The sequence below is a fragment of the Phocaeicola sartorii JCM 17136 = DSM 21941 genome, assembly GCF_054653615.1.
In genome coordinates this window covers 399,308-423,085 of sequence record NZ_BAAIFW010000006.1, presented here as the reverse complement: position 1 = coordinate 423,085, position 23,778 = coordinate 399,308, and the positions used below count along the sequence as shown (strand labels likewise).

Below are 23,778 nucleotides of genomic sequence, written 5' to 3'. Positions count from 1 at the left end.
TTGCCGGGATTTATTATATCCGGTTACTTGTCTGCTATAAAAATAGCAGTCCAGTATAACCATTCGGTCGCTGCCCGGAGGATATCGGGATTGATAGACCGGGTATTATCTTTAGGATGATGGTAATAACCGCCTCCTAATGCCCATAAATCCATGCATGGATAACCGGCTTTCATAAAGACAGCACCGTCTGTACGAGGGCGGGTCAGGAAATGAGTCTCATTCGTGAACAGACGTCGATGCACATACTTGTCATTGGCTTTTTTTGACAGTTCGGCCAGCTCGGGGTATTCATGGTGGTAATTCGCTCCTAGCATCCTGCCTACACCCACTTGCTCCAGATTCAGGATTGCCACCACTTTATCCTTTGGCACAAGCGGATGATTCGTATAATAAGTGCTGCCGGTAAGTCCGGCTTCCTCACCGTCCACACTCATGAAGATGATGCTGCGTTTCGGCTTTATTTTTGATTTGGCCAGTGCTTCGGCGACTCCCAGCATGGCAGCGGAAGAAGAATTGTTGTCATTTGCTCCTTCAATCAGGAAAGGAATCATTCCCAGATGGTCCAGATGGGCGGAGATGATTACATATTCATTACATAATATAGGGTCGCTGCCTTTGATCACCCCGAAAATATTTTTCCCTGTAGCATCGGGATGATAGGTAGCATTCATTTTGATGTGGGCTTTCTTTCCGGTATGGAAAGAGGCAGGCTTCTGAGTCTTATAAATTTGCCTGACCGTTTCTTTATACGTTTTTCCAGTTCCCCTGAAAATGTCATTGACCACCGTGTCTGTGACATGGCAATAGACAAATCCCGGATTATAGGGGGCATTCGGTCCGGGAACCCATTTATATAACAAGCCTGCCGCACCATGGGCAGCAGCATTGTTCAGCTTGGTCTGGTGCAAGGTATGTTTGTACCACATGGCCAGTGAATCGGGATTACGGCTTACATTAGGAGTTTCTCCCTCTATCAGTACAATTTTGCCTTTTACGTCTATACCTTTATAATCATCATATCCCAACTCGGGCGCTGTGACGCCGAATCCGGCATATACCACATCGGCTGTCACTTCCCCGTCGCTCGTCATTCCTCCGGCAAACCAGCCGTCCGCCCAAGGATATGCTTTGGAAATCCATACCGTTTCTTTCTTGTTCTGGGTGACAGGGAACAAGATGTCCATGGTGCTTCCCGGTTGTATCTCCACACAAGGGTGGGGGAATTGCTGTATGTAGGAACCATTCTCACCACCGGGGAGCAGCCCCCACTGTTTAAAATATCCTTTTACAATGTCTACGGCTTTGGCCATTCCGGACGAACCGGCGAGCCGTCCCTCCAGAGCCGGGTCTGAGAGTTGCTTTACATAACCGAAAATTTTTTCGGTGGTGATGTTACGATGCATGGCATCCAGGTACATTTCTTCGCCGGTCATGTTGGCCGTTCTTCTTTGGGCGGGTGAAGACAGGGAGCCCCATGCAAGAAGTGCAGATAACAAAAGGATTCCTTTTTTCATGTTGTTCTGTTGATTTAAGATTCGGTTCTAAAGATAAAAAGAAAACACCAGACTCCTGTTTATCTTTTTATAAAAATCTCAACTTTGTATTTCTTGATATAAATCAAACCGTTACATCGTGAAAAGTACGTACCTTTGCACCCCGAAAATCAAAAGAAGACAAGTGGACGTAATTCAAGAACCGAGGAGTGTGCGAAAGAACCTGACCAGGCTGGCGGTTCCTATTTTCATAGAGACATTACTGATCATGATGCTGGGGGCGGTGGATACCGTGATGCTGAGTCAGTATTCAGACAATAGCGTGGCCGCCGTGGGGGTAGTCAACCAGCTTGTTATGTTCGCTTTCCTGATATTTGAGGTGATTAATATAGGAACTTCCGTGCTTTGTTCCCAATACCTGGGGGCGAAGATGCGGAAAAATATGGTGCAAGTAGTAGGGGTGTCGTTACTGCTTAATTTAGTGTTCGGCCTGCTTGTCAGTGCTGTTCTGCATTACGGGGCCGCTTTTCTGCTGACCATGATGGGGCTTCGTCCCGAATTGATGGAATATGGAGTGAGTTACATGGAAATAGTAGGAGCGTTCGCTTTCTTTCAGGCCATATCTTTGACTATTTCCGCTTCTTTGCGAAGTGCCGACAAAGCAGTTTATCCCATGATGGTGACGGTGGTTGTGAATATTCTGAATATCATCGGCAACTATTCGCTGATATTCGGTAAGTTCGGTATGCCGGCTTTGGGGGTGGAAGGTGCGGCCATTTCTACGGCATTTGCCCGGGGAGTGTCTATGGTGATCCTTTTTGTGATTCTTTTCCGGAAACATATTCCCAAGTTCCCGTTGTCCTATTTTCATCCTTTCCCGTTTGTCGAGTTGAAAAACCTGTTGAAAATCGGGATCCCTTCGGCTGGAGAGAATATGTCCTATAGTTTCTCTCAGGTAGTCTTGACCTATTTTATTAATATGTTAGGGAATGAAGCGCTGACTACCCGTACATACGTGGTGAATATAGTGATGTTCGTCTATCTGTTTGCCATCGCCATGGCGCAGGGGGGAGCCATCTGCATCGGACATCTGGTAGGCGAGAAGAAAATTCGTGCAGCCTATCTGCTGGGCAAATATGTGATGCGTATCTCCATTCTGGTCTCTCTTGTCCTGTCTTGTATCTGGGCTTTGATGGGGTATACCTTGTTCGGCTGGTTGACAGACAATCCGGAGATTGTCCGTTTGGGTACTATCATCCTGTTTATTGATGTGATTTTGGAAGTGGGCCGGGCGATTAATATTTACGCTACGAATGCTTTGCGCGCAACGGGTGATGTGAACTATCCGTTTTATGTGGGACTTGTCGTCCAGTGGGGGGTGGCCGTAGGTTGTGGCTATCTGTTCGGCATCCATTGGGGGTGGGGGCTGGCTGGTATGTGGTGCGCATTCGTGCTGGATGAAAATCTGCGCGGCATTATCTTTGTGAAGCGTTGGAACAGTTTGAAATGGGCAAAAAAGGGATTTGTGAAATAAATCTTTATTTTCGCAAACTTTATGCGTCTTCAGACTGTTAAACTCAAGAAAAAGAATTAATTTTGCAGTCTGATAATTATCAAAGAATATAATATGGAGCTCGATTTACTCACGGCAATATCGCCTATTGACGGTCGATACAGAGGAAAAGCGGGAGCTTTGGCCTCTTATTTTTCTGAATTTGCACTCATCAAGTACCGTGTGCAGGTAGAAATTGAATACTTTATCACCCTGTGTGAACTACCGTTGCCACAGCTGAAAAGTTTTGATCAGGCACGTTTTGATGCGTTGCGCGCTATTTATAAAAACTTTACAGAGGCTGATGCACAGCGTATCAAAGAGATAGAAAGTGTGACAAACCACGATGTGAAGGCTGTAGAATATTTCATCAAAGAAGAATTCGATAAGTTGGGCGGAATGGAGGAATACAAGGAATTCATTCATTTCGGACTGACATCACAGGATATAAACAATACCTCCGTTCCTCTGTCCATCAAGGAAGCATTGGAGCAAGTGTATTATCCGCAAATAGAAGAACTGATTGCCCAGCTGACTACATACGCTGAGGAATGGGCAAACATCCCGATGCTGGCAAAAACTCACGGGCAGCCTGCCTCTCCGACTCGTCTGGGTAAAGAAATCATGGTTTTCGTTTATCGTCTGAACCGTCAGCTGGCTGCATTGAAGGCTTGTCCTATCACGGCCAAATTCGGTGGTGCGACGGGTAACTACAATGCGCATCATGTAGCTTATCCCGAGTATGACTGGAAAACATTCGGCAATAAGTTCGTAGCTGAAAAATTAGGGTTGGAACGTGAGGAATACACTACTCAGATTTCTAACTATGACAATCTGGGAGCCATCTTTGATGCCATGAAGCGCATCAATACCATCATGATTGACATGAACCGCGACTTCTGGCAGTATATCTCTATGGAATACTTCAAGCAGAAGATTAAAGCGGGCGAAGTAGGTTCCAGTGCCATGCCGCACAAAGTGAACCCTATTGACTTTGAAAATGCCGAGGGTAATCTGGGGATGGCAAACGCCATTCTGGAACACCTTTCCTCTAAGTTGCCTGTCTCCCGCTTGCAACGTGACTTGACTGATTCTACTGTGTTGCGTAATGTCGGTGTACCTTTCGGCCACATAGTCATTGCTGTCCAGAGTTCTCTGAAGGGTCTGCGCAAACTGTTGCTGAATGAAAAAGCAATCTATGCCGACCTGGATAATTGCTGGAGTGTGGTGGCGGAAGCTGTCCAGACTATTCTGCGCCGTGAGGCCTATCCGCATCCGTATGAGGCGTTGAAAGCTTTGACCCGTACAAACCAGGCCATCACAGAAGAATCCATTAAAGAATTCATTGAGACATTGAATGTAAGCGAAGACATTAAAAAAGAATTGCGGGTGATTACACCGCATAACTATACAGGTATTTAAAAAATAGTTAGTTAGATTTTAATCCAAAAGCCCGAGAGGGCGTTATACATTAATTAAAAAATTGAAGGAAACCATGAGTACAGAAAATGAAAGCAGACAAGAAGGCGCTGCAAATGAGGAAAACCAGAATGTAAGCCGTGATGGTGGTTATAAGTCTTATAACAGAGACAGTAATTACAACAGATACAATAACGACGGCGAACAGCGTCCCTACCGCCCCCGTATGAACAGCTATAACCGCGAAGGTGGAGACCGTCCCTACCGTTCTTCTTATAACAACGGTGACCGTCCTTCCTATAATCGCTATAACAATAACGGTGACCGTCCGCAACGCCCCCGCTTTAACCCTAACGGTGAGGAAGGTGGTGAGCGCCAGTATCGTCCCCGCACGAATTATAACCGTGAAGGCGGCGATCAGCGTTCCTATACTCCGCGTCCCCGCTTTAATCCTAATGGTGAGGAAGGTGGTGAGCGTCAGTATCGTCCCCGCACGAATTATAACCGCGAAGGCGGCGATCAGCGTTCTTACACTCCGCGTCCCCGTACCGGAGGTTACAATCGTGAAGGCGGCGATCAGCGTCCTTATTCTCCGCGTCCCCGTTTCAACAGTGGTGAAGGGGGCGATCAGCGTTCTTACTCACCGCGTCCCCGTACCGGAGGTTACAATCAGGGTGGCGACCGTCCTTATCGTCCTCGTACCGGTGGCTATAACCAAGGTGGCGGTTACAATCAAGGCGGTGGATACAATCGTCCTTACCGTACCCGTACGGCTGATTATAATCCGAATGCGAAATATAGTCTGAAGAAGCAGATTGAATACAAAGATATATTGACAGATCCGAACGAGCCGATCCGTCTGAACAAGTTCCTGGCTAATGCCGGTATATGTTCCCGTCGTGAGGCTGATGAATTTATCACAGCAGGTGTGGTCAGTGTGAATGGTGAAGTGGTGACCGAACTGGGTACTAAGATCAAGCGCACTGATGAAGTGAAGTTCCATGACGAACCGGTAAGCATTGAGCGCAAGACTTATATTTTGTTGAACAAGCCGAAGGATTGTGTGACAACTTCCGACGATCCTCAGGAACGTAAGACGGTCATGGACTTTGTGAAAGGTGCTTGCAAGGAGCGTATTTATCCTGTGGGCCGTCTGGACCGTAACACGACTGGTGTATTGCTGCTGACTAACGATGGTGATTTGGCTTCCAAGCTGACTCATCCTAAATACTTGAAGAAGAAGATTTATCATGTATATTGTGATAAGAATGTAACCAAGGCGGATCTCGATCAGATAGCAGCAGGTGTGACATTGGATGATGGAGAAATCCATGCAGATGCCATCAGCTATGCGTCAGAAACAGACAAGTCACAAGTCGGTATTGAAATCCATTCCGGAAAGAACCGTATTGTGCGTCGTATCTTTGAATCCTTGGGATATAAGGTGATCAAGCTGGACCGTGTTTATTTTGCCGGTCTGACTAAAAAAGGTCTGCGCCGCGGTGACTGGCGTTACCTGACAGAACAAGAAGTGAACATGCTCCGCATGGGCTCATTTGAATAATAAATAATAAAGAGACAAAACAATGGAAAAAATTAGTAGAACAAAGATTGTTGACCTGCTGAAGCGCCGTGACTTTGGTGCGATGGTCAATGTAAAAGGTTGGGTTCGCACCCGCCGTGGTAGCAAACAGGTAAACTTTATCGCCCTGAATGACGGTTCTACAATAAATAATGTGCAGATTGTGGTTGATTTGGCAAACTTCGACGAAGAAATGCTGAAGCAGATCACCACCGGTGCATGTATCAGTGTGAACGGTGAGCTGACCGAATCCATTGGCTCTGGTCAGGCTGCCGAAATTCAGGCGCGCGAAATTGAGGTGCTGGGTACTTGCGATAACACTTATCCGTTGCAGAAGAAAGGTCACACGATGGAATTCCTTCGTGAGATCGCTCACTTGCGTCCCCGTACCAATACATTCGGCGCTGTGTTCCGTATCCGCCATAACATGGCTATCGCTATCCATAAGTTCTTCCATGAACGGGGATTCTTCTATTTCCATACACCTATTATCACGGCATCCGATTGTGAAGGTGCGGGACAGATGTTCCAGGTTACTACCAAGAACCTCTATGATTTGAAGAAAGATGAAAACGGAGCGATTATTTATGAGGATGATTTCTTTGGCAAACAAGCCAGTCTGACGGTATCCGGACAGTTGGAAGGTGAACTGGCGGCTACTGCCTTGGGGGCTATTTATACCTTTGGTCCTACATTCCGTGCCGAAAACTCCAATACGCCGCGTCACTTGGCCGAGTTCTGGATGATTGAGCCTGAGGTTGCTTTCAATGATATTACTGATAATATGGATTTGGCCGAAGACTTCATCAAATACTGTGTGCGGTGGGCGCTTGACAACTGCTATGATGACGTGAAATTCCTGAACGACATGTTCGACAAGGGATTGATAGAGCGTTTGCAAGGCGTGCTGAAAGAAGATTTTGTCCGTCTGCCTTATACGGAAGGTATCAAGATACTGGAAGAGGCTGTAGCAAAAGGTCATAAGTTTGAGTTCCCGGTATATTGGGGAGTGGATTTGGCTTCTGAACACGAACGTTATTTGGTGGAAGATCATTTCAAACGTCCTGTCATCCTGACAGATTATCCGAAGGAAATCAAGGCATTCTATATGAAGCAGAATGAGGATGGCAAGACTGTCCGTGCCATGGATGTATTGTTCCCGAAGATTGGTGAGATTATCGGTGGTTCTGAACGTGAGGCGGATTATGACAAACTGATGACCCGTATTCAGGAATTGGAAATTCCGATGAAAGATATGTGGTGGTATCTGGATACCCGTAAGTTCGGTTCATGTCCTCACTCCGGTTTCGGACTTGGTTTTGAACGTCTGTTGCTGTTCGTTACCGGTATGACCAACATTCGCGATGTGATACCTTTCCCACGTACTCCGCGCAATGCTGAATTCTAATTGCTGGAAATAATTCAAGAAATCCTGCCCTATAACATAGAGCAGGATTTTTTTTGCATTTACCTGTAAAAAAGTTATTAAAAAAGCAGGAAGTTTGAAAAATTTTTCTAATTTTGTATATCCACATTACGCAAATTGTTAACTAAATATATACAACTATGAAACGGAAAAATTTATTCCTACTGATGATAGCATTTTTGCTTATCGGTACTTCGCGTGTAGTGGGACAGGAAAAATCGGACGCTGCCCCTGTCAACCTGAAAGGTATCTGGCAGATGTGTTTTTATGTATCAGGAACTCCTCAGGTTCCGGGTGAGTTGAAACCAAGTAATTCTTTTAAGATCTTGTCGGATGACGGCAAGTTTACCAATATGACCATGATTCCCAATCATGGGGCTATTATCATTGGTTCCGGTACTTACCGGCAGACAGCGCCTAACGCTTATACGGAGCATGTGGAGAAAAACCTGCATCTTCCGCAATTGGTAGGTGTGGATAATATTCTGGAATTTGAGATGAAGGGGGGCGATGTCATGGTGCTGAAGTTTTTTGTGAAAACGGATAAGGACGGAAATGAGATTAATTCCTGGTATTATGAAACTTGGAAACGGGTGAAAATGCCTCCTGTTTATCCAAAGGATCTGGTCAGATAGGCTTGAATATTTGTTTATAAACAAAAGATAGTCACTGTTCGGGCTGCGCTTTCATTCGTTGAAAGTGCAGCCCGGATTTATTTTATACATAATGCTTGCCGGGCGAAGCCGGTACGCTTTTTTATGTAACTTAAGTTACTTGGAAAAGTTACTTATGTTACTTGCCCCACGAACTTAACTTACTTTGCCAAGTTACTTATCTTACTTACTCCACGAACTTAACTTACTTTTCTACATAACTTTTATCAAAAGTCATACCAGGGCATTTCTTACCCGAATATTCTTCTTCAGAGATTGAACGGGTCTTCCGGCACCAATTGAATGATATATTTCTGAAAGTCTGGTTTTGGAATGTTGTAAACGCACAAAATGCCATCGTATGAACAGGGTAAAAACTTTTCTTGTGCTTAATTGCTTGAAAACTAGCTGCTTAATGAAGAATGTTAGCGGATTATTAATGTATCTCTTACTAAGAGATATACATTTTCTGTGCAAAAATAAGCAAAGTTTTGAGAACTAATACATTTTTGGCAAAAAAAATAGGAATTTATATAAAAAATCAGTTTCCGAATCTCTTTGATCTTCTTTTTCTATCTGTTAGAATATAACGTAATTCATTGATATAATGCGTGTTAATGGGTGTATATAGATCTCTTAGTAAGAGATCTACAAAAAAGTAGCTTTTAAGACCTTTTTATATATGGGACAACCTTGGTTCTTGAAGCTGTGAAATTAAATGAAAACAACATAAAGCAGATGGAATATCTATTTCTACGACGTAAAAAAACGACTGCCATTTCCGAGCGGCAACGGACTTTGCTTTTCAAGGCTGCCGAGCGGCAATGGAAGGAAGAGTTTGCCGGAAAGGAAGCGGACGCTCGTAAGGTGGACTGCCATATATATAAAGGTATATTGTACCAGCTTGAGATACGTCAGGTATTTCTGGATACCTCGCTTTCCTTGAAAAAGCTGAGCGACCTGCTTGAGACAAACCAGACTTACCTGAGTAATGTAGTGAACAAGTACTTTGGGTGCAATCTGAAGGAGCTTGTGAATGGTTACCGTGTGGAATATGCCAAGGAGCTTCTTCGTTCCGACCGTTGTGCATTGAATGAACTTCCCGGTAGTTGTGGTTTTGCGTCGAAGAGTGCTTTCTATTCGGCTTTCAGTCGTGTTGTGGGGGTATCGCCTTTATCGTACCAGTCAAGAGAAAGGAGGAGGCAGCGAATACCGATAACCAATTAGGCAAGCTGTTAATAATAAGCTCAATATGTATAACCAATTTTAGTTTTTTAAATTTATAAATTTAAAGTTTTTCTATTATGAACAAAAAGTTTTTAAGTGCAATCCTGTTCGGAGCCTTAATGGTTTCGTCAACGGGAACATTTGTGTCTTGTAAAGACTATGACGAAGACATCGATCGTATCGACAATACGTTGAACGATTTGAAGTCTAAATTGGATGCTTTGCAAACCAAAGTAGATGCTGGTAAGTATGTTACCAACATAACAAAAGCCGGTGATGGTATTACTATTACTTGGAATGACAATTCTACAAGTACCATTGAAACTATCAAAGGTGACAAGGGTGATAAAGGTGACGCTGTAGAAATCTCTATCGATCCTACTACTAAAAACTGGATTATCGATGGCGAAGATACCGGTATTTGCGCACAGGGCAAAGATGGTAATTCTACTAACGGTGTCAGTGCAAAATCACCTTCTATCGATGCTACTACTGGAAACTGGGTAGTTTATGCATGGGATGCTGATAAACAAGAGTATGTAGGTACTGATACAGGTGTTTCAGCCAAAGGTGCAAGCGCTTATGTAGTAGATGAAGGTAACTACTATACATTGAATGTAGCCGCTGACAAGGCCGGTACTTCTTATACTACTGTGAAATTGCCGAAATCTCCGACTGTTATCACTGAAATAGAAGTTTTGGGATATCTTTATACTCTTGACTCTTATGAAGATGGAAAGTGGGTTCCTATGAATGTTGATGTAGTTGCGAATACAACATATAGCAATTTCATTTATAACTTTACGCTAGTGGACGATGCAATTCTTAACGCTGACGCTATGAAAGCTTGGAATAAAGAAGCAGGCGTGAAGAAAATAATTAAAGGTCAAGCATTATCTTCAGTAAATTCATGGGGGAGCAATTTGTTGGTTCGCGTTGCTCCTGCTTCATTAGATGCAAGTCAACTGTCGTTTAAATTGATTAATTCAAAGATGACGGAAGCGCCTTTCGTTTTAGGTACTCCTGAAGCATACAATGGCTTGCTGTCTAGGGCTGCTGTTTCTGGTAATGGTCTATGGGCTATTCCTGTATCAGCTAAGGAAGGAATGACATACAAAGATGCGGATGCCTATAAAGCACAGTTTACTGTTACGAGAAATTTTGAAGATGCTTCTTCATATGATCAAGCAATTGTTTTTGCTTTGCAAGAAAAAGATGGCTTTGCTACTAATTATAATTTAGCATTTGCTTATAATCAAAACCTTAATTTGGATGCGAATGCCATTGGAATCAATGAAACTACCGATGGTTCGGCTCCTGTTGAATTGGGTGAGACTAATACTGTAACATTTGATAATATTGAAAATGTATATGATGCTCATTTACATTTTAATGAAGCAGATGTGATTCGTTGGGGTATAGAATATACTGATGGAATTAGCTTTAAAGTTACAAAACTTGCTGACCAAATTACTGTTCCTTCAATCTCGGTAGATGTTCATTATGTAACATTAGAGGGTAAGGCGAAAACAACTACTTTGAGTGTTCAGCCTGCTAAAGCATACGCTGGTATTACAGAGTTGGCTTCTAATAATATTGCAATTGTGAAAGATCAAACTAAGAACAATTTTGAAGCTTCATTGGCTCCTATGTTTACTGATCTTGGTACGAATAACACCGCATTGTGGAAGTCTGATGTTGAATCTCACAAGGTTACTGTTTACCGAGTTAAATCAGGAACAGAAACAGAAGATACAAGTATATCAGGAGTGACTGTAACATTTGATAAAAAGGAATTGAAAGACATCACTAAAGTTAAAGTTAGCATTGATGGCGCTACAGTCTTAGACCATACAAAGAACTATTATGCTTTGATTGAATTCTATGATGAGGCCAATACAACAGGTAACAAGTTGAATACTGTAAAAGCTCCGTTCACTATTTCTATTCCTTCTTTGGCTAGCCTGTTGGTAAAAGAAGAAGCTGTATTTACCGGTACTACTCTTGCTAAGGCATATATGAACAGCGAGGATGCAGAGGCTGCAACAGAAAATGATAAGGGCATTAAAGCATCTACTTATTCATTCAAATATGCATTCAAGAACTTTGCTGATGCATTTAAGGATGGAACTACTATCACATTTGCAATTAATGCTGATCAGAAGTTTGGTAATGATAAAGTATCAACATTGGCTAAGTTGAATAATGCTAATGCTGCTGGTGTTCAAATTGAGTTAACTAACAATGAGAAGGCATACAACAAGGCTATCAACATTGATATCACTGCTGCTTCTTATTTGGGTAAATACACTTATACTAAAGAAGAACGTGAAGCTGCTGCATTTAGCATCCAGGTTATGAGTCCGATAGAAAGAGGTACTGTTGATTCTGCAACAGGTTCTGCTATCGAAGTTGAAGCTACTGATCTTTCTAAAGCTAAGTTAGTGGAAAGTGACTTTAAAGCAACAACTTATAATACAGTTGCTTACCACATCTTCCCTGAATGGATTTCAAATGCCAGCGCATTCGCCAGTGTATATATTAAAGATGTAGCATTCAAGTCTGAAAATGAAAATGTATTCAAGGTTGGTACACGCGTTGCTGCAACAGCTAAGGCTGCAAGTTACGTTCCGGTAGAACCTATGAATATTGCACAGACTACTGTTGCCCCTGTTAAGGTTACGGTAACTGACGTATGGGGTTATGTTAAGGATGCGTCTATTGATGTTAAGGTTATTGTGAACAAATAATTATAATGTCGTAGTCAAATAAAAGATATAATTAACTCTTCCAAGTAGGGAAAGAAAACGCATCCGGCAACGGGCGGTTCTTTCCCTGCTTTTTTCTTTTTTATCCTTCAATTAATAGCCTTATTATGGAAAATTATTTATATCTTTGTAAAAATCGTTTTTCTTAAAGTCCTGTGGATGGGTATTACGGATGGAAACGCAAAGTGGAGTATGCTAAAAACAATATAATTTTAAAATAAACGATGGGCCAGATAACGAGCAGATACCAACTGATTTTATTGGGTGATTCAGATCAGCATTTAAATGATTTTAAAGGCATGTTAATTGATCGGATGAGCCGGCTGGGGCTGGAAATGGATAAACTGATAGATTATCCTACCCCTGAATGCCGAGTGCGGAATATGCCTGCTCTGGCTATCTATTTTAAAATAAAGGGAATTGTAGAAAATGAAGATGAGAGAGTGATAAAAAATCTTCAATCTGAGGGCGTCCCTATGGTGACTGTGGCAAGATTTTCTGATAAAATGAAAGAGGAGCAAGCATCACCATTATTTTCTGAGGATAACTTTACGCTCGCTTCTTCTTCTTCTTCGGATAGTTATTTAAAATTGGCTGATTATGTGTTGGATTTGTTTGGACTATTGGATAAGAAGAAGGTGTTAGTTAATTATGAGAAAGAGGCATCGGATAAAATAGTGAAAGCGCTTTCCAGGGAACTGCTCTTACGCAACTATGATGTGGCTGAAGAACCTTATCAGATCAAAGGAAATGGGAATTTTGAAGAAACTTGCACAGACCGATTGGCCGACTCGGAAATTTTGATCTTTTTTCATACCTCCCACAGCCTGAAAGATCCTTGGGTGCAGGCACGGCTGGCTTATGCTGCCAGACTGCAAGTGGGGGTAGTGGAAGTGATGGAATGGGATAATGTGCTTCCGTATGGACTTTTGAACAAGCAGGTACGGCTGGATAAACTGGCGGTACTGAATCGCAGCCAGACTGGCATTGCTGCCAGACTGGCCGACATTGTAGAATACTTGCGGATAGACAATAGGACGGCGCAAACAAGTAACCTGACCGGAACGTTGTGCAAATATATAACAAAACTTTCTACTGTAGACTGGAAACTACATCCGGGATATTGGGTTTCCTCTTATCAATATGACAAAACACAGTGTTATGTGCCCGCCATAGGCGCTACGCATCCCGAATGCTTTGATGCCCTGTCGGCCCGGGCAGAAAGACTTGTTCCCAAAGGCGAGGAAAAAGAAAAGATATATCTGCTTTATGACAGTTTGTGTACGAAGTCTTGTGACGAAACGTATAGAGAACGATTGAATGGATATTCGCCTATAGAACTGATGGATGTGCGTAAATTCTTTCCTGTTCAGCAACCTAAAAAAAAGAAAAATGTCTTCTTGTTGGTATCTATCCCTTCACCTTGGAAGGAGGAAGATCAAAGCTATTTCCAGACAATCAATTTGTTGGCGGTGCGTCATGCGATATGTACATTCTTTGCCATGCTTCCGTCTGATGTCATGGTGCATTTGGCGGTGCATCCCTCTGTCCTTTTTCTAATCGGGTCTATTTTGAAATGGAGAGGACAGCCCCCCAAAGATTGCGTTAAAATATATAAGCACGGCTATTTTATTGGAAAGCATCCTGATTATGACGGGATATTTAAAGATTGTATTGTTACTATAAACGAGCAGAGTGAAAAGAATGATGAGGCCGGGGCTTGGAAACTTATTTATGATGAAATGTTGAAAGTGGATAGTTATGATGCAGGTGTGGTCATTGGGGGAGCAGCCGGAGATCTGGCTGTGGCGTTGCAGTTCATTGATAAGTATAAGGATGCTTTCTGTCTCCCAGTTTCCTCTACCGGTGGCGTTGCGAAGGAACTCTATGACAAGCATATAAAGATGACCAAATGTCCGATAGCAATAAAAGAAGAATTGGAGGATGAAACCATTGAATATCAAAACTTGTTTAAAGTTTTTCTTGAGGCTCTTTAGCAAAGAGAAAAGCCCGGAGGAGAGTGGGAATAAGAAACGGACTATTGCGGATGAGCATTCTTCGTATGTGAAACATATTCTGATTCCGCTATGTGGCTTTCATGGCTATCATCAGACGGTGTCTGAGGAAAAAGGAGACGAGAATTTTCTAGGTAGGGAGCCTGTTTTGGACAAACTGAAGCATTGGCTGGCCGATCCGCGTTCCGTAAACGGGGCTTATCTGATAACTGGTTTTCGGGGAATGGGAAAGTCCAGCTTTGTAGGCAAAGCATTGCATCAGTTGAATGGCACGGAAGGGGATATCAGGGTGAACTGTCTTTTCATATTTTTTTATATATGCACGATAATGGTAAGCGCTTGGATTTTAACGAAAAACAGCAATCCCTATTTTTATTGCTTATATATAGGAGGCGTAATTGCCTGGTTGACAGGCATCACATACATCATCCGGTTGATGAGGGGAAAGGGGCATAAGCCCAAAGGCAGGCAACCGTTTATCATAGTGAAGATCAATGTGGGGAATGAGATCTTGGGTAATCGTGAGATACTTCACCTTATTGTGAAGAACACCTACGATAAATTCAATGAATATGTTTGGGACTATGGGCGCAATGAACTATATCATAATCTGTCCTTGTTGATAAAGCTAAGTGTGGCCTTTCTCCTCTTTCTTGCCTTGGACGGTATGCCGGCACTGACACCGAGAAACGAGTATATGAGATGGGTGCTGGAGGTCTTCTCCTCCACGGCAGACAGATTGGGAGGCTTTGCCGCGCCACTGGGCTATATCTTGGTCTTTCTTTTTATTTCGATCGTGTTTGAGCGTATTTTATGTTTGCTGGGGCTGTCAGAACTGTTCCCTTTTCAGACGGCTGCCGCCCTGTTGCACCGAATTTACCAGTTGCATGAAAGGTCTATCGCTTCTGTCAGTGATGACTTGACTTCCATTAATCAGCATATCGCTTTTAACTTGTTTCGCCGCAAGCAGTATCATGTACCTTCTGTGCATGAGATGGAACAGGAGCTGGTTTCTATTTTTGCAGCTATGGAAAGGATGCTGCTTATAAAAAATCCCCGTTTCATCATTGTGCTGGATGAATTGGATAAAGTAGATCCGCCCGTTGCCGGAGAGGATAAAGATATCTTGCCGGAATTCAATCCGTCGGTCGGTGGCTTTGAGGGAAAGAACAGTCCGCACAGCCGTCAGAAAGAATTGCTACGTACACTGGCAAACATGAAATACTTCATGTCTACTGTACATGCCAAATTTGTCTTTATAGCCGGTAGGGACTTGTATGAAGCCTATTTGAAGGATGTGTCCGACCGGGAGTTCTCGGTGAGCAGTATATTCAATGGGGTAATAAATGTAAATAGCTTTTTAAAACCGGTAGACTCCAGAAGCGACATCACATCGCTGACGGAAGAGTTTGTGTGCCTGCATTTGCTGGCAAAGAAAGGCACGAAGGGTGGAAAAATGACGCTGAAGAAATACTTCGAAATCGAAAAGGAAAGAATAGAGAAGACGGTTGAGGAAGGACTTAAAGAAGTGCATCGGAAACGGTTGAGCAGAAATGTGGGGATGCTTTATCAGTTTGTTATCTATCTGGTGCATGTCAGCAACGGGTCGCCGAAAAAGATTTCCATCTATTTTGAGAAATACATCCGTTCGCGGGAATACCTGGAAGAGGTGAAGCATATCTCTTTGGATGAGCCACCGGAGAAATGCGGTTGCTATCTGTCTTTCGGGGCAAAGGATGTGCAGAAGATAGGCTTTGTGCATTATGTGGTCTATCCTGTGACACAAGTCATGATCAACAAATCGAAAGTGTATGAGGACAAGTTGCTGGTATCCACCTCATTTATGATCAACCATATCTATAAGTATCATAACACGGGCTTTTCATGGCGCAATCTGGAGCATATCCCGGAATTGCTGGAGATAAACAAGACTCCGGAACTGCGTGACTTTATCGGGACGATCGTTGCCTTTTTACGCAAGACGCATCTCACCCGCATCTTGTCCGGACTGTATCTGTTCAAGTTCCCGATGAGGATATCGGAAGAGATTTCCTTTATGTCCAAACAGTCGGAGGACTTGTCGGCCTTGTTCAATTTTTCCCAGGATGAGTCGCGCTCTATACGGAAACATTATATTAACCTGCTGGAATATTACTCCAGGAATATAAACCGGATAGAGAACCGTGAGCTTCATGCAATGGCCAGCATCCATCATATCTTGGGAGACCTCTACCAGGAGGACGAAGACTATTCGCAAGCTATCTTTGAATACCAGATAGGCTTGCAGCTATTATCGAGGCAGGTAAAGGATCCGGATTATGACAAGGATGCGCATTGGGTATCGTCCATGCTTTTTCTGGTGCGCAATATGTTGAAACTGGGGCTGACCTATGAAAAACGCAAAACGCTGGATTCCGCTTATCTGGCCTATAGCGAGCTGGTACAGCGGATGGTGGATTACCGTTTCCTGAAGGAGGAAAATTTTGGCCTTCACTATCAGATACTGGATAAGACGCGTTGGGCGGACAAGGATGCCCTGCTCTTTTTTGACGCGGAGGAGGATTCGGGACAGGCCAAAGCGATGTTTCCCGGATTTGGGGAATCGGAACGGAAAAAAGGCTTTGCTTTTCAGTGCGACCACCTGAAGACGGAGTTTGCACGCTTGCTCACTCCACTGAAGAATTCCGTGATAGGACGCATGACTTTTTTTGATGATATCCGTATGGCCTACCTGCCTATACTAGCCAAGTTGTCGGTGCTGGAGAAGATGAATATGGAGGGGATCACATTTAATAATCTGGAAGTGGCGGAAGCGGAGTTCTTCTTCCTGCATCTAGCCACGGATGATTCGGAAAAGGTGATGGCTGTGGCCGATTTCTATAATAAGTTCGGGGATATTGTGTATTACAAGAACGGGCTGGCCAACACTAAAAGCGGTAATTTGTTTCAGGCACTTTACTTTTGGGGATATGATTTGGGCTGGCTGAAGGATACTATCTGTAAGCCCTTTCTGGAAAGTCGGGGAGAAACTTGTGAAAAGGGGGACGCTTACCATCACTATCGGAAAATAGTGGAAAGCTGGTTTGATGAGCCGGCAAATGAACAGCAAAAGGCGATAACCACTAAAGAAGGGCTGAGGTATTACCTGAGGCATGAAACAGAACTGCGCATAGGCACCCGGTGTTGTGAGAAAGTGGACTGGAACGAAGTGATTGATTACTCTTTTGATGACTATATTCCACTGGAAAAGGTAAGGGAATGCGTGATACACCGTGAACGGTTTTTTGAAAAAGGACTGCGTACACCCTGCTATGCTTGCAAGTATTATAATCACAGCATGAACTTTGAATTGGAACGGATGATGGGCTGGAGTTGGACAGCAGACAGGAGGAAAGAGAAAAAGGCGGTCATTATAGCGGACTTGCTGCTGAATAATGAACCGCAGCTGAAAAATATGCGCGAAACCCAACATAGTCTTATAGGTGATACACTGAAAGGACTGGGATGCGTGATGCTGAGTTGTAGCGGTGAGCATGAGCTGATAAACAGAGGGTTCTTGGAGTATTTTTTCCGTATACTTGAGATTTATTATGAGGGAAAACTGTCGTATAAAGGGACTTATGCTCCTAATAAATTGGAAAAATCGATCATGCTGTTTTGGGAAGCTTCTGTTTTTTATGGCATGGCAGGTGACGGGCATACGGCGTATGCTTTGTATAAGCATCTGATAGAAATGCTGAATGCTTATTTGAAGGTTCATAGTGCGGTGCAGTATAAACAGATAGTGAAGGAATATTTGGGACGGATAAAAAAGTATATTGTGGATAGGGGGATTATGGCTTTGTATGCACATTATGATCATATAAACCTGGCCGAATCTCAGAAACTGAAATCAATGTATGGAGTGGAAGCTTATGACGATTTAGACCTGAGCACGCTCTCCGTATCACCGGATATAGAGGAATTGCTGTATGGATATTATATGTTGCAAATGGCAGTGGATGATAGCAACGCCAAGTCTCTTCGGTACCGGTTGTATGAAAGTGATCTGATGGGGCCTTATAAACATATCTCCACTTTGACGCAGGATGTGCAGAACTTGCGGATGAAGGTGATGATGAATGAATCGGTTTTGGAGCAGCTATTAGATATGAAACTGGTGCGTTTGGAGCATGGAGGTGCCGGATACGTCAGATTTATGGAGAAAATGGAATCTCTCTTCTCAGAAGGGGAAAAGGTGAGTATAAATGGACTGTATGATGAAGAAACGGGAAAGCAGGACCGGATAGAACTGGTCAATTTCCTGATTGCTGATTCACTGTTCTGCCTGACAAAAATAATCGGGATCGTGAGTCCGCTGAGCAACACTACGCTTTATACGAATGTATTTATGGGTGAGGTTGGTGAACATTTATGGCGGTGGACAGTCATCTTTGATTGGGTTCATTTAGGATACCGGGCCTCGGAAGGTCATGCTTATGCTGGAATCTTTCAAGTGCTGAAACGCAAATATGGGTTGGAATCCGGCAATGGCGGGTTTGTATTTAGAACGCTTGTACTCAGTCTGCGTGGAGCGATGAAAGACTGGAAACGGGAGGACGGCAAGAAGCCTTCGGAGGTGTTGGAAGACGAGGTGTTGCATTTGGTAGGTGTGGATATGTTTCATCGTCTGACACGGACAGACCAGATAGAAATGATCATACGATATTATGAAAAGGCTATAGGCATGCACTCGGAGGGGAAAACCTATAAGGAAATGATCCGCACTTTATGTTTCTTGGATGATGATTTGAATAACGATACCTGTCAGTTGTCATTTAGCATAGAGAGGTTTCTTATCAATACAGAATGGGTGCACAGGCGCTTGGACAAATTGAAGCGGCAAACCTTGTATGCTTCACTTTATGATTCGGATGAATATTTAAAAAATAGATAAAATGATGGACAAAGAGAAAGCAGAGAAATTATTGGAGGATATCCGGAATTTGGTAAATTCCACATTGCCGGAGAATGATTCGCCTGAAGAGAGAATGGCGTTGAATGAAGCGGGTAAGAGGAAGCCGGGTATTATAACAGAAAGTGAGTTGAATGAGATGCGTACTCTTTTACGCGCTCAAGGCATATTTATGAGTATTCAGAAGAGGGAAGTTTTGGAATATGAGCAGAAATTGCAGCGCCACATAGATAGGATGGAAAAGATTCTTGAGGCTTTTATGCTATCCGTGCGGAGAGATATGGCTCAATTTGAAAAGAGGCTGGAAGAATATGAAATGTGCAAAGGGTGTAAATTCCATGATGCCAAAGGAGGGAATACATGAATATAAGATGGATAAGAACGAACTGTTTCCCATGATAGTGGAGTTGTGGTAGAAGTGATTCCTATTATGGAAATGGCTTATGATTGATTAAGCGGGATGGCTTTCTTGATAAAGCTAAAGCTCCCCTAATCCTCCATTCTTTGCACAGAATTTCAAAAAATGTGCTATTCTTCATCACTTTTATGCCTTTTCGAGAACAAAGATTGGAAATAATCGTTAACTTTGTCGCCAATAACAGAAATAGAAAAGGAGATTAATGTCTAAGCTTTATATAATAGCGGGGTGCAACGGGGCCGGTAAAACCACAGCTTCGTACACAGTATTACCCGAAATTTTAGAGTGCCGCGAGTTTGTCAATGCCGACGAAATCGCTAAGGGGCTTTCTCCTTTTAACCCCTCAAGCGTAGCTATCGAAGCCGGACGGCTGATGCTGAAACGCATCGGAGAACTACTGTCGGCCGGAGTCAGCTTTTCCGTTGAAACCACCTTGTCCACCCGTTCTTACATCAACCTTATCCAGCAGGCGCAAAATCAAGGATACAGCGTCAGCCTCATTTATTTTTGGCTGAATTCGCCTGAACTGGCTATAGAACGAGTGAAACAACGTGTCGCTAACGGAGGACATGACGTGCCTGCTCCCATTATCCGCCGTCGCTATCGCTCGGGATTGGAAAACTTTTTCCGTATTTATATGCCTTGCGTGGATTATTGGATGCTTGCGGACAATAGCTGCACACCGCGTGTTATTGTGGCGGACGCTTTCCGCTTGGGAGACGAAGCCCATATCTATAATCAAGAACTTTTTACTAAAATCAGAAGTTATGTCAACTGAAGAAGAATATAAGGAATTAAGTGCGAAGTTGCGTTATGGTTTGGAACTGGCGGAACAGCGGTTGATTGAGGAAACTGCACGACGCGAAGGTACATTGTGCTATGGCCGTCCCGATGGAAAAGTGGTGCGGGTGTCGGCAACCGAACTTTTAAAGCTTCGTCAGTCTGGTGAAAACAACACCGCGTCTGTAGCCGTTTGTGCCTGCTCCGAGATGGAGAGTGGATGGGATTGTTGAATAGAGCATGAGTAACAGTATATGTATAGGGAAGAACCGGGATTCTTCCCTATGTTTTTTACTCCGTTATTCGAAGCTTGGATGTGGTTGTGTCCGCTTCCTGGATACAAAAAGCAAGAGGAAAAAATATCTTAATTTGTTTGTCAGTTCAAAGAAAAGCCGTACCTTTGCAAGCCGATTATTATCAAAAGTTTATAAAAGATTAATTCTTAGCGTGTTAATAGTTCTTTGTCCGGGAACGGTTAGAGACGCTGGGAAGAATTGTTTTTTAGTAGTTAACATTTAAAAAAGAATTTAAGAGTGGATACTTTAAGTTACAAGACCATTTCTGCAAACAAAGAGACAGCTCATAAGGAATGGGTTGTTATCGACGCAACCGATCAGGTCGTAGGCCGTCTCGGTTCGAAAGTTGCGAAACTGTTGAGAGGAAAGTACAAACCAGACTTTACCCCTCATGCTGACTGCGGTGATAATGTTATTATTATTAACGCGGACAAAGTGAAATTTACCGGAAACAAGTGGAACGACAAGGTTTACTTGCGTTATACAGGTTATCCCGGTGGTCAGAGAGAGATGACTCCTGCCCAGTTGATGAAGAAACCTAACGGTGAAGAAAAACTGTTGAAGAGAGTAGTAAAGGGTATGCTTCCTAAAAATCGTCTGGGAGCACAGTTGCTGGGTAATCTGTATGTTTACGCTGGTAGTGAACACAAACACGAAGCTCAGACTCCGAAATCAATTGATATAAACTCACTTAAATAATAAAGAATGGAAGTAGTAAATGCATTAGGCAGACGTAAACGCGCCATAGCACGCGTGTTCGTAAGCGAAGGTACAGGAAAGATTACTATTAACAAGAGAGACCTTGCACAGTACTTTCCATCAACTATTCTTCAGTATGTAGTAAAACAGCCTTTGAACAAGCTGGAGGCTGCTGAAAAATATGATATCAAAGTAAACCTTTGTGGTGGTGGTTTTACAGGTCAGTCACAGGCTTTGCGTCTGGCTATCGCCCGTGCCCTGGTTAAAATCAACCCTGAAGACAAAACAGCTCTTCGTTCAGAAGGCTTCATGACACGTGACTCTCGTTCTGTAGAACGTAAGAAACCGGGTCAGCCGAAAGCACGTCGTAGATTCCAGTTCAGTAAACGTTAATATCCGGTTTTACTTGGAACTGGTTAAGAAGCGTTTAGTATCTAAACCAGCGGGACTCTACTTGGTAGCAGACTACCCGATGGTTGGTTGAGATAAACAAAAAAGAAAGTAAACGATTTAAAGAATAACAAAATGTCTAGAACTAATTTCGATACATTATTGGAAGCCGGTTGCCACTTCGGACACCTTAAAAGAAAGTGGAACCCTTCAATGGCTCCTTATATTTTCATGGAACGCAATGGTATCCATATCATTGACCTCCATAAAACAGTTGCTAAAGTAGATGAAGCTGCTGACGCACTGAAACAAATCGCAAAATCAGGTAAGAAAGTCCTGTTTGTTGCTACTAAGAAACAAGCTAAACAAGTAGTAGCTGAGAAAGCTGCTTCTGTAAATATGCCTTATGTAATCGAGCGTTGGCCGGGTGGTATGTTGACTAACTTCCCGACTATCCGTAAGGCTGTGAAGAAAATGGCTACTATCGATAAGTTGACCAACGATGGTACTTATTCAAACCTTTCCAAGAGAGAGGTTCTGCAAATCTCTCGTCAGCGTGCTAAATTGGAAAAGAACTTAGGTTCTATCGCTGATCTGACTCGTCTGCCGTCAGCACTGTTCGTTATCGACGTGTTGAAAGAAAACATTGCAGTTCGTGAAGCTAACCGTCTGGGTATTCCTGTATTTGCTATCGTTGATACAAACTCAGATCCTTCAAACGTGGATTTCGTGATCCCTGCAAATGATGACGCTACTAAGTCGGTAGAAGTAATTCTGGACGCTTGCTGCGGTGCTATCGCTGAAGGTCTGGAAGAAAGAAAAGCTGAGAAAGTAGATATGGAAACTGCCGGTGAAAATGCTCCTAAGGGTGCTGGTAAGAAGAAAAATACCAAAGCTCGTATGGATAAAGCCGAAGAAGAGGCTATCAATGCTGCTAAGGCTGCCGCCTTCTTGAAAGAAGACGAAGAAGCTTAATAGTATAAATTGAGAATTGAGAATTGAAAATTGGGAAAGGGGCAGGTTATGCTTTTAATTCTCGATTCTCAATTTTCAATTCTCAATTCTGTTTTAAAGATATTACTAACAATTAAAAAAATAAGGAATATTATGGCTGTAACTATGGCTGAGATAACCAAGCTTCGTAAGATTAGTGGAGCTGGTATGATGGATTGCAAGAACGCTTTGACTGAAGCAAACGGCGATATCGATAAAGCAATGGAAATTATCCGTAAAAAAGGACAGGCTGTCGCTGCAAAACGTTCTGATCGTGAGGCTGCCGAAGGTTGTGTGCTGGCAAAGAAAGATGGCGAATTCGCTGCTATCATCGCTTTGAAATGCGAAACAGACTTCGTTGCTAAGAATGCTGATTTCGTAGCTTTGACTCAAGCTATCCTGGATGCTGCTGTTGCCAACAGATGTAAGACTCTGGAAGAAGTAAAGGCGTTGCCTATGGGTAACGGTACTGTACAAGATGCTGTGACAGACCGTAGCGGTATCACGGGTGAGAAAATGGAATTGGATGGTTACAACGTGGTTGAAGGTGCTTATACTTCTATTTATAACCACCAGGGAAACAACCAGCTTTGTACTATCGTTGCTATGAATAAGGAAGCTGAAGCTGCCGCTCACGGAGTTGCCATGCAGATTGCCGCTATGAATCCTATTGCAATTGATGAAGCCGGTGTTCCTGAATCTGTAAAAGAAGCTGAAATACAGGTTGCTATTGACAAAACTAAGAAAGAACAAGTAGACAAGGCTGTTGAAGTTGCTTTGAAGAAGGCTGGTATCAACCCTGCACATGTGGATAGCGAAGAGCACATGGAAAGTAACAAGGCTAAGGGCTGGATCACTGACGAAGATATTGCCAAGGCTAAAGAAATCATTGCTACTGTTTCTGCTGAAAAAGCTGCCAACTTGCCACAACAGATGATTGAAAACATTGCTAAAGGTCGTCTGGGTAAGTTCTTGAAGGAAGTTTGCTTGCTGAACCAGGAGGATATCATGGATGGTAAGAAGACTGTAAGAGAAGTGTTGAAGGAAGCTGATCCTGAATTGCAGATCGTTGCTTTCAAACGTTTCACTTTGCGTGCTGAATAAGATTTC

At 43.1% G+C, this 23,778-nt stretch carries 17 protein-coding genes; 16 read left to right on the top strand and 1 reads right to left on the bottom strand.

Annotation, left to right across the window (positions count from 1 at the left end; genetic code table 11):
- Positions 1-23: 23 nt before the first annotated feature.
- On the bottom strand, positions 24-1,517 hold the full coding sequence (locus tag ACYQ0C_RS18790) for a M28 family peptidase (protein ID WP_016278594.1): 1,494 nt from the start codon (positions 1,515-1,517) through the stop codon (positions 24-26).
- A 163-nt stretch (positions 1,518-1,680) separates the two neighbouring features.
- Between ACYQ0C_RS18790 and ACYQ0C_RS18785 the strand changes: the two genes are divergently transcribed.
- The 16 genes from ACYQ0C_RS18785 to tsf all read left to right on the top strand — a co-directional run bounded on the left by ACYQ0C_RS18785 (position 1,681) and on the right by tsf (position 23,772).
- Positions 1,681-3,030, top strand: a complete 1,350-nt coding sequence (locus ACYQ0C_RS18785; RefSeq protein ID WP_025077051.1) for an MATE family efflux transporter — start codon at positions 1,681-1,683, stop codon at positions 3,028-3,030.
- 93 nt (positions 3,031-3,123) lie between these two features.
- On the top strand, positions 3,124-4,470 hold the full coding sequence (gene purB / locus ACYQ0C_RS18780; protein ID WP_016278592.1) for an adenylosuccinate lyase: 1,347 nt from the start codon (positions 3,124-3,126) through the stop codon (positions 4,468-4,470).
- A 73-nt stretch (positions 4,471-4,543) separates the two neighbouring features.
- A complete protein-coding gene (locus tag ACYQ0C_RS18775) occupies positions 4,544-6,031 on the top strand; it encodes a pseudouridine synthase (RefSeq protein ID WP_016278591.1) in 1,488 nt (495 codons plus the stop codon).
- A 22-nt stretch (positions 6,032-6,053) separates the two neighbouring features.
- Complete coding sequence (gene asnS, locus ACYQ0C_RS18770) at positions 6,054-7,457, top strand: asparagine--tRNA ligase (RefSeq protein WP_016278590.1); 1,404 nt, start codon at positions 6,054-6,056, stop codon at positions 7,455-7,457.
- 158 nt (positions 7,458-7,615) lie between these two features.
- Positions 7,616-8,110 carry a DUF4488 domain-containing protein gene (locus tag ACYQ0C_RS18765; RefSeq protein WP_016278589.1) on the top strand — a complete coding sequence of 165 codons (495 nt, stop codon included), beginning with the start codon at positions 7,616-7,618 and terminating at the stop codon, positions 8,108-8,110.
- Between the two features lie 756 nt (positions 8,111-8,866).
- A complete protein-coding gene (locus tag ACYQ0C_RS18760; RefSeq protein ID WP_016278588.1) occupies positions 8,867-9,355 on the top strand; it encodes a helix-turn-helix domain-containing protein in 489 nt (162 codons plus the stop codon).
- A 77-nt stretch (positions 9,356-9,432) separates the two neighbouring features.
- Positions 9,433-12,105, top strand: coding sequence for a PL29 family lyase N-terminal domain-containing protein (locus ACYQ0C_RS18755; RefSeq protein ID WP_016278587.1), 2,673 nt, complete (start codon positions 9,433-9,435; stop codon positions 12,103-12,105).
- 242 nt (positions 12,106-12,347) lie between these two features.
- Entirely contained in the window at positions 12,348-14,120 is a 1,773-nt protein-coding gene (locus ACYQ0C_RS18750) for an SLOG domain-containing protein (protein WP_016278586.1), read from the top strand.
- The gene (locus ACYQ0C_RS18745; RefSeq protein WP_016278585.1) at positions 14,068-19,074 is read left to right on the top strand and encodes an ATP-binding protein; all 5,007 of its coding nucleotides are present in this window, start codon (positions 14,068-14,070) and stop codon (positions 19,072-19,074) included. Before ACYQ0C_RS18750 ends, ACYQ0C_RS18745 begins: the two co-directional genes overlap by 53 nt.
- A gap of 1 nt (position 19,075) precedes the next feature.
- Entirely contained in the window at positions 19,076-19,456 is a 381-nt protein-coding gene (locus tag ACYQ0C_RS18740) for a hypothetical protein (protein ID WP_016278584.1), read from the top strand.
- Between the two features lie 256 nt (positions 19,457-19,712).
- Entirely contained in the window at positions 19,713-20,288 is a 576-nt protein-coding gene (locus tag ACYQ0C_RS18735; RefSeq protein ID WP_007842172.1) for an ATPase, read from the top strand.
- Positions 20,278-20,523 carry a hypothetical protein gene (locus ACYQ0C_RS18730; protein ID WP_016278583.1) on the top strand — a complete coding sequence of 82 codons (246 nt, stop codon included), beginning with the start codon at positions 20,278-20,280 and terminating at the stop codon, positions 20,521-20,523. The genes ACYQ0C_RS18735 and ACYQ0C_RS18730 overlap by 11 nt, the downstream gene beginning before the upstream one ends.
- Positions 20,524-20,823: 300 nt before the next feature.
- On the top strand, positions 20,824-21,285 hold the full coding sequence (gene rplM / locus ACYQ0C_RS18725; protein ID WP_016278582.1) for a 50S ribosomal protein L13: 462 nt from the start codon (positions 20,824-20,826) through the stop codon (positions 21,283-21,285).
- A 6-nt stretch (positions 21,286-21,291) separates the two neighbouring features.
- Entirely contained in the window at positions 21,292-21,678 is a 387-nt protein-coding gene (gene rpsI / locus ACYQ0C_RS18720; protein ID WP_016278581.1) for a 30S ribosomal protein S9, read from the top strand.
- Positions 21,679-21,810: 132 nt separating this feature from the next.
- Entirely contained in the window at positions 21,811-22,650 is an 840-nt protein-coding gene (gene rpsB, locus ACYQ0C_RS18715) for a 30S ribosomal protein S2 (RefSeq protein ID WP_025077055.1), read from the top strand.
- Between the two features lie 132 nt (positions 22,651-22,782).
- On the top strand, positions 22,783-23,772 hold the full coding sequence (gene tsf, locus ACYQ0C_RS18710) for a translation elongation factor Ts (RefSeq protein WP_016278580.1): 990 nt from the start codon (positions 22,783-22,785) through the stop codon (positions 23,770-23,772).
- Positions 23,773-23,778 lie beyond the last annotated feature (6 nt).

What these genes read in the sequence shown, in the direction of transcription:
- ACYQ0C_RS18790 (WP_016278594.1), bottom strand. Translation starts at nt 1,517, where the DNA reads ATGAAAAAAGGAATCCTTTTGTTATCTGCACTTCTTGCATGGGGCTCC.
- purB (WP_016278592.1), top strand. Translation starts at nt 3,124, where the DNA reads ATGGAGCTCGATTTACTCACGGCAATATCGCCTATTGACGGTCGATAC.
- ACYQ0C_RS18775 (WP_016278591.1), top strand. Translation starts at nt 4,544, where the DNA reads ATGAGTACAGAAAATGAAAGCAGACAAGAAGGCGCTGCAAATGAGGAA.
- asnS (WP_016278590.1), top strand. Translation starts at nt 6,054, where the DNA reads ATGGAAAAAATTAGTAGAACAAAGATTGTTGACCTGCTGAAGCGCCGT.
- ACYQ0C_RS18765 (WP_016278589.1), top strand. Translation starts at nt 7,616, where the DNA reads ATGAAACGGAAAAATTTATTCCTACTGATGATAGCATTTTTGCTTATC.
- ACYQ0C_RS18760 (WP_016278588.1), top strand. Translation starts at nt 8,867, where the DNA reads ATGGAATATCTATTTCTACGACGTAAAAAAACGACTGCCATTTCCGAG.
- ACYQ0C_RS18755 (WP_016278587.1), top strand. Translation starts at nt 9,433, where the DNA reads ATGAACAAAAAGTTTTTAAGTGCAATCCTGTTCGGAGCCTTAATGGTT.
- ACYQ0C_RS18750 (WP_016278586.1), top strand. Translation starts at nt 12,348, where the DNA reads ATGGGCCAGATAACGAGCAGATACCAACTGATTTTATTGGGTGATTCA.
- ACYQ0C_RS18745 (WP_016278585.1), top strand. Translation starts at nt 14,068, where the DNA reads ATGAAACCATTGAATATCAAAACTTGTTTAAAGTTTTTCTTGAGGCTC.
- ACYQ0C_RS18740 (WP_016278584.1), top strand. Translation starts at nt 19,076, where the DNA reads ATGATGGACAAAGAGAAAGCAGAGAAATTATTGGAGGATATCCGGAAT.
- ACYQ0C_RS18735 (WP_007842172.1), top strand. Translation starts at nt 19,713, where the DNA reads ATGTCTAAGCTTTATATAATAGCGGGGTGCAACGGGGCCGGTAAAACC.
- ACYQ0C_RS18730 (WP_016278583.1), top strand. Translation starts at nt 20,278, where the DNA reads ATGTCAACTGAAGAAGAATATAAGGAATTAAGTGCGAAGTTGCGTTAT.
- rpsI (WP_016278581.1), top strand. Translation starts at nt 21,292, where the DNA reads ATGGAAGTAGTAAATGCATTAGGCAGACGTAAACGCGCCATAGCACGC.
- rpsB (WP_025077055.1), top strand. Translation starts at nt 21,811, where the DNA reads ATGTCTAGAACTAATTTCGATACATTATTGGAAGCCGGTTGCCACTTC.
- tsf (WP_016278580.1), top strand. Translation starts at nt 22,783, where the DNA reads ATGGCTGTAACTATGGCTGAGATAACCAAGCTTCGTAAGATTAGTGGA.